This window comes from Mesorhizobium sp. M0563, from assembly GCF_040321065.1.
Lineage (GTDB): Bacteria > Pseudomonadota > Alphaproteobacteria > Rhizobiales > Rhizobiaceae > Mesorhizobium.
In genome coordinates this window covers 46,149-56,637 of the sequence record NZ_JAMYQV010000030.1, presented here as the reverse complement: position 1 = coordinate 56,637, position 10,489 = coordinate 46,149, and the positions used below count along the sequence as shown (strand labels likewise).

The following is a 10,489-nucleotide window of genomic DNA, read 5'->3' as shown; positions in this document are numbered from 1 at the left end:
GTCCAGAAGTTCCTTCTCAATAGCCATGCGATGATTCTCTCCTTTCCATCATCATGGCCTCGCGCACAGAATTCCCGACAGTCCCTACCCGCGCAAGTTCCAGCTCATCACACGTTGAAACGAAGGCCGGCGTTCTTTCGCGCCCCCCTCTGCCCTGCCGGGCATCTCCCCCTCAAGGGGGGAGATTGGCTCATCACGCCTTCCCCGCCGCATACTCCAGCGCCACCACGCCGTTGCTGAATTGCCTGGCAAACACCAGCTCGAGCGGCAATTGCGCGCCGGGCGGGAACAGCAGCTTGCCCTGGCCGACAGCACCGGGGTAGCTGAGCAGCCGGATGCGGTCGACAAGGCCGTGGCGCAGCAGTTCCTGCGCGACGCTGAGGCTGCCATGCACATAGATGTTGCCGCCGCTGCCTTGCTTCAGCCCTCTGACCGCGTCCGGCAACGCGCCAGTCAGCAGCTCGGCCGGCTGCCAGTCCAGCGCCGTCAAACTGGTCGACGCGACATATTTCGGCAGCGCATTGAACCGGTCGGCGAAATCTCCGGTCTCCTTGGGCCACGAGCCGGCAAAGATCTGATAAGTCGTGCGCCCCAAAAGCATGGCGCCGCTGTCGGCAAGCTCGTCGTCCTTGAATTTTTGCATTTCATCGTTCCAGGCCACGCTCGGCAGCTTTTCAACCTCGGCAATGCCATCGACGCTGATGAATTCGGTGATGATGAGTTTTCTCATGGCGGGTTCCCTTCTGTTGGGGCGGCCGTGCGGGCCTTATGCGAACTGCGCCGTCAACTAGCGCCGCGCGTTGTCAGGGGGAGGGGCTTTCCCCATTCGCTTCCAAAGACCGACACCGTGGGAAAAGCGTCTCCGACCTGCCCGTCGTTCGGTCATGCCACAAGGTCCGCGTCGGGCCCCTATCGGGTCTGGTTAGTAGTTACGGGCTGCCTACAAGTTGGCAATACCGGCTTTCAGCAGTCCTTCGCGGACGTGCTGCACGTCAGACTCCTGGGCAAAGTGCAGGGTGGCGATAAATGGATCGAGGTCGAATTGGGGATCGAGCGTTCTGATCTTGCCCAGATGCGCCGCAGCCGCGATTTCGTCACCGAGCCAGCCGTAGCAGGCAGCGGCGAAAGCGTGCTGAACCGAGTCCATGGTTGACAGATGCATGAAAGCTTCGATCGCCTCGCCATACTGGCGCGCGGCGAAATGCGCCTTTCCCAGATGGCTCCAGAATCTCTCCGGGTGGTGCGGGTTCAACTGCATTGCCTTGCGGATCCATTCGATTCCCTCTTCCGGCCTCCCCAGCCATGTCAATAACTCGCCTTGCTGCACCACCACGAGGTCGTAATTGGGATTGAGGGCCAGCGCCCGCTCTTGATGGTAGCGCGCTGTGGTCAGCTCATTGTTGTTCACGTTCACTGCCGCGAGGATGCGGTGGACATCGGCATCGTTGTTGTCCAGCGCCAGCGCCCTGTCCAGCGCTGCCATAACGTTGTTCCAGACGGCATCCCTGTCTTCGCACCAGTTATGGACCCAGGCCTGGCCAAGAATGCAGGCCCGCCAGGCATGGGCATGGGCATAATCGGGGTCGAGGGTGACGGCCCTTTCTATCAAGGTTTGCGCGCGTTCATTATCCGCAATCGTGCTTCGGTGATGCAGCACCTTGGCAGCAAGCACACATTCATACGCGGCCATGTTTGCAGGTTTCGCGCGCGCGAGCTGGTCCCGCTGAGCCGCCTCGACACGACCGGGCAGCGTGGCTGCGATCGCCGCGGTCACCTCATCCTGAATCGCGAATATGTCGACCAGCTTCCGGTCATATTTGTCTGCCCAAATATGTGCGTCATTCGCCGTGTCGATGAGCTGAACCGTCACGCGCACCCTGTCGCCGATCTTGCGGACGCTTCCCTCCACCAAATATTGGACGTCGAGTTTTTCGGCCACCTCGCGCACATTCACGGCGCGGTTCTTGTAGACGAAGGCGGAATTGCGTGAGATGACGAACAACTCATGGTGGCGGGACAGTTCGGTGATGATGTCCTCGGTCAGTCCGTCCGCGAAAAATTCCTGCTCGGGGTCGCCGCTCATGTTGGTGAATGGCAGCACCACTATCGAAGGTTTCGAGATGGATCGCTTCGCCTCGACTTCCGGCAGGACAGAACTATCAAACCCAACGCGATAAAGGCGAACCGGGCGGCTGATGTTCTTTAACGTCTTCTCGCCCAGGTCCTCCATGGCAATTTCGAGACGGTCGGCAATTTGGGTCGCCACCGCTGCGGTCACGCAGATACCGCCGACGTCGGCGAGTTGCTCGATGCGCGAGGCAATATTGACGCCGTCGCCGAAAATGTCCTCATCGTCGAAAATGATGTCGCCGAGATTTATGCCGATCCTGAATTCGATACGCCGTTCTTGCGGCACATCCGAATTGCGCCGTTTCATGCGCTGTTGGATTTCCACGGCGCATTTCACGGCATCGGTCACGCTCTGGAACTCAACGAGCATGCCGTCTCCGGTGGTCTTGATGATCCGGCCCTTGTTCTTCGCGATGGCGGGATCGACCAGTTCTATGCGATGGGTCCGAAGGCGTGCGAGCGTGCCGGATTCGTCGGCCTCCATTAGCCGGCTGTAGCCCGCCATATCGGCAGCCAGAATTGCGGCTAGTCTCTGTTCCATCGCTTGAACCAAAAACCAAGCCTATCCTTCCTGGGCTGCCAAATCCAGCAATTTGGGCTTGTGGCTGAATCAAGACGTCTTCTACACAGCAGCAAGAAAGGGCGGATCAGAACCCCCCGCCTTCCGCCAGGGGGCTGCGAACTCGATCGCGTCAATCGCGGGAGGGATCCGCGCGGCGTCAAGCTCGTCGAGGCGATATATTTCAGCAGCGCGTTGAACCGGTCGGCGAAGTGTCCGGTTTCCTTGGGCCACGAGCCGGCAAATTCTCATCGGTCGTGCGCCCTAAAAGCATGGCGCCGCTGTCGGCAAGCTCGTCGTCCTTGAATTTTTTGCATCTCATCGTTCCAGGCCACGCCCGGCAGCTTCTCGACCTCGGCGGTGCCATCGACGCTGATGAATTCGGTGACGATGAGTTTTCTCATGGCGGCTCCTTTCTGTTGGACCGCGCGGCGAACTGCGAGCCGCTCCGTGAAAGCTAGCGCGGCGCTTTGTTGTTTTTTTGGTCAATGTCAGACATGTCGACCTTCGCCCACTCCGATGCCCGGCGCCAATTGCAGTCGATCATCGCCGATGCCGGTCCGACACCCGCTCGGCGTTCGAAAATACTCGATGCTCGATTTTATGGAAGTCGGGGCGAGTGAGCCGGCGGAGATCAAGGACGAGATAACGCGGGAAGTGGGGAGCGTAGCGGAGGCGAGGCAAGGTGCGAAGGAGTAGAGGGCGGGTGAGGGACGTTGTCACAGAGATTGCTTAGTTTTGGGATGACGCAGTGAGTTTCTCAATCGCTGTGTCCAAATCCGAACACCCTGATTTTTTGAGAACCGATCGAAGATAGTCGTCTGACAGGCGCGTCTTAATTCCGGCAGAAAGGGCGTCGCGCAGGTAAGTGATGCCGTCTCGACCTGCTACGAGTCCGCCATTCGATACGGCCTGTGCGCTTTCAATCGCGAGATCGGCCAAATGCTCTGCGGTCAAGGTTTCGATATTGGCCGCGATGGACGTGTAAAGTACCTGGCCGATCCCGTGGAATAGATCGAGCTCTTTCACGAGGACGGAATTGTTCGTCGGATTGGCTGGCGGCCTATAAGTACCGGTCGCATTGCGTGTTTCCCGCCGCCAGAGCATGTCGCGCGCCTCTGAAACCGTAACCTTATCCGCCAAAACGAATATTATCGCTTTAACAAACTCTCCATTGTCGACAGGGACTAGGGTTGGGGCATTCTTTCGTGAGCTACTCGACCGCGCAAACTCGACGGGGAATGGTGTCGCGACGTCCGTGGATAGTTTTTTAGTTGTAGCCGCGCTGATCTCCGCTCCTGGATCGTTGATAAGTGATCCATATGCCAGAATACCAAGCGAGCCCTTAGCTTCGACATCAGGTGACATCCGAGCAACCTCAAGTGCGGCGCGCAGCGCTGTATGCGCTTTTCCACAGACACCCCATAAGTCGGCGTCAATATCTAAAAGAGTATCGAGATGGCCAGCCAATACACGCGCTTCCTGTTCGACCATGTCCGAAAAAGAAAGCTCGGTCATCCAGTCACCCACGAAATTGCGCCAAGCTGCTATGTCAGCGAACGCTGCTGCCGCAAACATACCGATGCGAAAATATCCAGCCGGCGTTATCGCTGCCTTGGATCGCCTGCGGACTACCCGCGCGAGAGTGCGCAGTTCGTTAGCCAGTTCGGTACTGCGAGTGACGCCTGCAACCACAGCCAAACCGGCTAGTAGAGCGAACGCCTGATCATCATCGTCGCTTGCTCTGACAAGATATTTGGCTTGTCGAATGGCTTCAGCAGCCAAGGAAGCCATCCCAGGAGCGACTTTGAACACCAGTGACGTGTTTACGAGCGCAGTAAAGGCGTGCGGATCGTCCGACGCACTCTTTAACTGGCTTCTTACCGTTTCCACCAAATCAGTCGGGGGCTCAGTCTGCGCTTCAGTCGCTCCTTCGAGAGGCCCGGGCAAGAAAGCAAACGGGAACCTTACATCGGCTTTCAGGCCGCTCTCGTTCTCCTCAATCAAGAGTTCGCGGAGTTTGGAGCTTTTGATTTTGTTCGCATTCGCGGCGGCCGCACCGACCAACCGTCCGGAAAACTCTGCCTTCAGTTGCTCGGGCTCTAGAAAATCAGGAAGCCATCGAGGCTCCGTCCGTAAATCCACCAAGGTTTGAATGTAGAAGTACTGACCTCGACCGCTACCTTTCCATTCTCGAGTGGCATTCGTTTCAAGACCCGAGGCGATGAACGCGCGCTCGATGAGTGATGCTTGCGCAATTACACCCATCCTTCTCCAGAATGGCGGAGCATCCCGCGATGTTCCGGCGTGAGCGAGGCCTCCATCTATAAAGGAGACGAGCGTTGCGAGCTGCTTCAGCCTTCCGTTAGGAGATCGCGGATCATCAGCCTTTATCTGCTCGGCGATGGATATCAGGGGCCTTTCCAACTCGGGCAGATGTTCCAGCATCCGCACACCCCATTCAAACCCGCCGACCTGAGAGAAACGATCACCGCTTTCAGCGAGCCACTTAAACAGAGCCCGCACATCTTCATTGGATGGCTGTAGCGAGTGTAAGACGTCAGCCATTTTCGGATGAGACGAAAGAAGAAGGGCGTTTTTCAGGCCCTCTAGGCCTTTCTGCTTGTACTGTTGCGCAGCATGGGCTGATGCGCCTCCCTGAAGGTAGTCTATAGTTGCCGCTTCAGTTGTTCGCTTGCCAACAAGGCGCTCATAATATCGAAACTCCGTTGGCGCTAGCGTCGAGGTCGGCGTTTCGCCTCTTGAAACACCAGCTTGAATATTCTCGAAGACAATTTCTGGAAGCAGCATCAACTCTTTTTCGAACAACGACACGTCTTCATCGTTCAGGCGAGATGACGAGATCTTAGCCCGCCAGTTTTGGATATGTTCGTCGCCATCTATGTGCCCCAATGTTCCGTCCAGACCCGAAAGTCGGTCCGAATCTACAGGCGAGAGATACCAATAATCAGGGAGAAGGCTTTTCTTGCCACCTTGCTGGTACAGAAAAACTCGCTTTTGATCTCCAATGATTGTCATGCCGATTTGCCATTTTGAACCGTCTTCCGCATCTATCGTCTGCTCTTCACTCGAATCTAACGCCCCAGAAATGGTATCGTGGAGACGCTTTCGGTCGAAGGTTATGCTTGGGTTGCCGAGAGAGACAGTCGTTCGCCTGACGTGAGACAAAGCTTCTCCGAATTCCGGGGTACCGAACACGGCGTCTGCGATTGATGTCGGGAACGTCCTATACGCCTCCAGGATGATAGATATTTGCATGTCGATGTCAGGATTCATGTTCATCCCCCTCCATCGCCGCTAATTTTTTCTTGAGGTCATCGACCACGCTCTTCGCGTGGGCCACGAGCCATTGAAATGTGGCTTGATCCTTTGATTGGACGTCGGCAAGGATCTGATCGTCTAGCCACGCGCAGTAGCGGCGGCGTCGATCAGTCGGAAGGCGATTTGGAACGACACCGATCAATGCCAACAGTTGGAGACGGTATCGTTTTTTGTTCAAATCCGCGTTTTGCGGATCGGGGAGCCGGTGCATCCACGGGCGTATGTCGTAGAGTTCCACGAGCCAATTGCTTCTTGCGATGATGGTCTCTTCTGCTATGTCCTCGAGCCAGACATTTCTCATGCATTGGGCGATCGCTTCGAACGTGCCGCTTAGCCACTGCTGCTCTTTGGGGGCCTGCAAGACGTCGCTCATCTGTAAGCGTCGGATGCTCTCTGACATGGCGCGAAGTTCGGCATTCTCGATGACACGACCTGCGCGAAATTCTGATGCCTTCAATGCATCAAGGAGTTCATCACCGGCGATGGGTATCAAGCACAAGGAGGCCTGGCGAAGGCGAGTGCGAAGCTCTGTTCGCTCATCGTTAGTGATCACCTTGCTGTCGCAAAGAAAATCGATCAGGTCGACCGTGGTAGCGATAGGCACGCGCTTTCCGTCGTGATCGAGATTTGCGTGTTGATTTACGAACCGATCGTCGATGAGAACGGCGTCAACTTCGGAGGTCAGGCGCAAGACATTGGCAGTAGGGTGGTTCTTCAGATCGTCGCTCGCGTCAACGCTCTCAGCCAATTGGACTTTGCCAGTTTTGATCGCGGCCGCCATTTGCTGTCGCAGCCGATCGAGCACGTCTAGCACATCTGCAGCAAGCGATTGATGGGAGAGGAGCGCAGATATTTCATCCGCCTCGCTGGCATCCACGAATGCCACAAACCCAGCATTCTTGAGATGACCCAGCATTCCAACTTGGTCAAGGTACGTCACAGCTAGCTCATCCAGATACAGAACTGCCTTGTCTTTGATTTCGATCGTAGTCGGCCAGGTTCCTTCGTGAAGTGACAGATGCTGCAGCGCGCGGCGCTCGTCGGCAGCCGTTATCCGGCCTCTTTGCCGCAGAGCCGATACGACCGATGCGCAGTTGCAAAGTATGGAGGAGTAGGCAGGCAGATCAGTGATTTCTTTCATCAATGAGCCAACCTTGTGAACGGGATATGGACGAATCACTAAATGCTGACGCTCGCTTCCTTCCTGTTGAGCCGATGCTGCAGTAAGCAACGCTGCCAAATGTTCCCCGACCTCCTGTGCGGCTGAGAAATTGACTTTAAGAGCCGAAGCAAAGCGCTTGAGCTGACCGTTCTCGATCAGCTCTCGAATTTTCTTCGCACGCGTGACACGGCTTGGCTGATGAAATTCAACGTGCTGCACTTCGTTGAATAACCACGCCATAGTGCTGTGCGGGATCACCACGTGCTCAAATTGGTCCAGGGCTTTGGGCAAGAGGTCAACAAAGCTCAAAGTGAGCAGCGCGTTAGGTTCGATACCAATTCTCTTTGCCTCCCACTTCGCCTTTCCGCGTTTGCCACTGAACGCAAAAAGCACCGAGCGCCGGCGCAAATCGGGCTCTTGTCTATTGGCCAGCATAGGCACGAGCGTAAGGTCGACGGTCGTTCTATTCATAGCCTCTGCCACGACGAACGTCGGAACATCCCCCGCCGTATACAATCCCCAGGTCTTGCTTTGCTTGATCTCCCATTGAGGTTGCTGGTCGAGTATATCTCCCAGACTTACCCTTCGGATCGGCCCGTCATCGCCGGACTTTTCTATCGCCGTTTGCAACCATTCGCCGACAACTGCATCGTCTTCCCAATCGCCCTTTACCGCTGCGTTATAACAGCCGATTAGAATTGCTGGATCGGATGCCGCCTTGTGAGCGGCGGCTTTCACAAGGTCTCGTGAGCGCGGCGACTTGAGTTGCGAAGCCAGTTGCCCGGCTCGTAGCAGTTCACCAGGCGATCGTTGTTCGCGCTTGTTCCACTCATCTTCAATGAAAGGCAGAAGAGTTTCCCATTCGCCCGATATGATTGCAGTCTGAATAAGCAGCAATCGGTCATTGGGGTCATCTCGTAGAGAGCGAAGAGTAGCCAGGTTAGTCTGGGCCGCTGGCAGGTTGCCAAGCCGAAAATGCGCCCACGCCAGAGCATAGAGGGCGTTTATGGAATTACCAAAAATACCTTGGTTGCTCTCAACAAAAGCTACGAGTTCTTTGTCGGCATAGGTTTCAGCGAGTGAGCGCAGGTAAACCTGGGCCGCTTCAGCTGCTTTTGTTTTTTCAAACAGTTGCTGCGCATAGGGCTTGAGGCGAGTCCAATTGCCGCTTTGTTCCAAGGCCCCCACCAAGCTAGTAAGGTTCTCTAGGGTTGGGTTCGATTGGAGCAGCTCTTCTCGGCTTGTTATGCGATCCGCGCCTTTTCCTTCATCGATGATGCTTTGCAATTCCTCCCGCAGCTGAGCGGATATCCCATCGGCAACCAGCGTCTCCAAAATGCGTTCGGCGCGGCCAACCTGGTCCGAGTGGGCCAGAGCCTTTATGTGAAGTTGGTCAAGCGCTGCCGGTACTATGACTTTAATCAAGTCGTCGCGATTTGCATCAATATGGGCTGCAATCTGCTCTGGATCTTCCGTCAGTTGAGCGAGGGCTAGGCCTGCCAGTATGGCATCAGAAGAGTCTTGGCCTGATAGCGCTTTCTCTCTTTCGATCTGGCGTTGAACCGCTGCTCGATTGAGCTCAATTCCCAACCGTCCTGCGATCGCGACATAGTGGAGCGAGTCCGCAGGGGACGCGAGCTTTGCTTTCACTCGCTCCCGGGCTTGATCTCGATGGTCGGGATCGTTGAGTTCTAGCCACAAGGCAGTGTCGCCGGCATCCAGCTGAATAGCAGGGCACTCGAAGAGTTCAGCCTCGGTCGCCATCCGCTCTAAGAGATTCTGCGCCGCTCGGCGGCGTTCGAGGGACGCTGGCTCGCCAGCCATGAAATAGCTATTTGAAAAGAGGGGGGAGTAGTGGAGGAATGGTGCTTTCGACTCTTCGGGCAGGGTATGAATAACATTTGTCATCGCTGCTGGGCGGAGCAAGGCGGGCGATGCTTCGAAGTCATGGGCATCTAGCGAGTCGCTTAATTGCAGAGCAGGTTGCCAACGCCCGGTTTCAAGCAGTCGAAGCAGAACTAGTAGTTTCCCGTCGGCGTCCAACTCATTTGTGGAAAGGCCAGAGGCGTCAAACCGGGAAAGCGCGGTTTCAGCATCCTGGTCCCGTGTAGCGATAACAAAGGATGCGGAGCGGCTCATCGGTGAATTCAGATCTTTGATATGAGCCAAAGCCTCACTTCGGTTACCCTTAGCGAGTAATAAAAAAGCTTCTGCAATGACTACCTCAGGCCGATTTCCTAGGCGCCGCGATTTGTTCAAGAGTTCTTCGGTCTCTTCGACCGAACCAAGGGTTGAAAGAATGCGGGCGCACCAGGCGAGTGCAGCGCATTTGGCGTCAGGCGATGCCTGGCTCAACTCGCCGCTTAAGAGATCTTCTGTAAGGCGGCGAGTTTCTGCCTCGAGTTTAAATTCGGCAAGGTGCCGACCGCGCCGAAGTCGCCAGAGACGATCCTTCAGCGGCTCGTCGAGAAGCGAGAGGCCACCAGCGACCCGAGACGGCACAATCGAAGCGGAAACCGTCGATTCAAGGCTGGCCAGACGGTCGGCGAGGAGGGTGTCAGCGTGGGGGCCGGTCGGGCCGGTGCGAATGAAGTGTGCGAGTTCCTTGTACAAGTCATCTTCACGGCTGCGTAGTTTGATGATGGAAACGTGATCCTCGTCCAGCGGAACGATGCTCGTGGAAGGACCGAGACCGGGATCGGCGCTGTCAGGCTTAACAATTACGCGCAGCCAGCCAAATGGCTGACGCTCCTGAAAGACAAGATTGGCAAGATTGTTCTTGCTGCTGTATGCGCGATACCACTCGTTCAAGCCTCGCAGCTCCGGATTGTTGCGGCTAAGCCCGGCCAACGTTTCGCGAGGGCGTGAGAGGAGCCTTAAGGCATTTGCCAGCGTAGCTTGATCTGATCCTTGATGAGGCGTCGCTATGAACACCACCTGCCGAACGCGTCTGACAAACGAAGCGACATTTGCCTTGAAAGGCATCTCGGCTTCTGCCTTTCGTAGCAGCGCCTTGATGACCAGGCCCCCTAGGCTGTGGCCCACCAGCACTATGTTGCCACTCTGGAGCTTGCGTTCGTTGGCGAGGCGAGGCAGCAGATTGGAAGCTCGATCCATGAGTGCCATGGCGTCTCCGCGTTGCCACCTGCTTGCTGCCGCAGGATAACCAATGCTCCAGACACCTACATCTCCAGTGTCAGCCTCAAGCCACGTTGGCACGTGGGTGGTGACGCGATCGATAGACGTATTTGGGTATCTGATATCTGACAGCGTCTTCCCCCACCGATCAAGCCCTT

General features: G+C 56.2%; 5 protein-coding genes. All 5 read right to left on the bottom strand.

Annotated features, from left to right (window positions below):
- Nucleotides 1–193: 193 nt before the first annotated feature.
- Nucleotides 194–730, bottom strand: coding sequence for a dihydrofolate reductase family protein (locus NKI50_RS27990; protein ID WP_352481306.1), 537 nt, complete (start codon nt 728–730; stop codon nt 194–196).
- A 210-nt stretch (nt 731–940) separates the two neighbouring features.
- Nucleotides 941–2,671 carry an adenylate/guanylate cyclase domain-containing protein gene (locus NKI50_RS27985; RefSeq protein WP_023717140.1) on the bottom strand — a complete coding sequence of 577 codons (1,731 nt, stop codon included), beginning with the start codon at nt 2,669–2,671 and terminating at the stop codon, nt 941–943.
- Between the two features lie 266 nt (nt 2,672–2,937).
- On the bottom strand, nt 2,938–3,093 hold the full coding sequence (locus NKI50_RS27980) for a hypothetical protein (protein ID WP_245278513.1): 156 nt from the start codon (nt 3,091–3,093) through the stop codon (nt 2,938–2,940).
- Between the two features lie 328 nt (nt 3,094–3,421).
- Entirely contained in the window at nt 3,422–5,986 is a 2,565-nt protein-coding gene (locus NKI50_RS27975) for a hypothetical protein (RefSeq protein ID WP_352718278.1), read from the bottom strand.
- Complete coding sequence (locus NKI50_RS27970; RefSeq protein ID WP_352718276.1) at nt 5,976–10,319, bottom strand: esterase/lipase family protein; 4,344 nt, start codon at nt 10,317–10,319, stop codon at nt 5,976–5,978. Before NKI50_RS27970 ends, NKI50_RS27975 begins: the two co-directional genes overlap by 11 nt.
- Nucleotides 10,320–10,489: the final 170 nt, after the last annotated feature.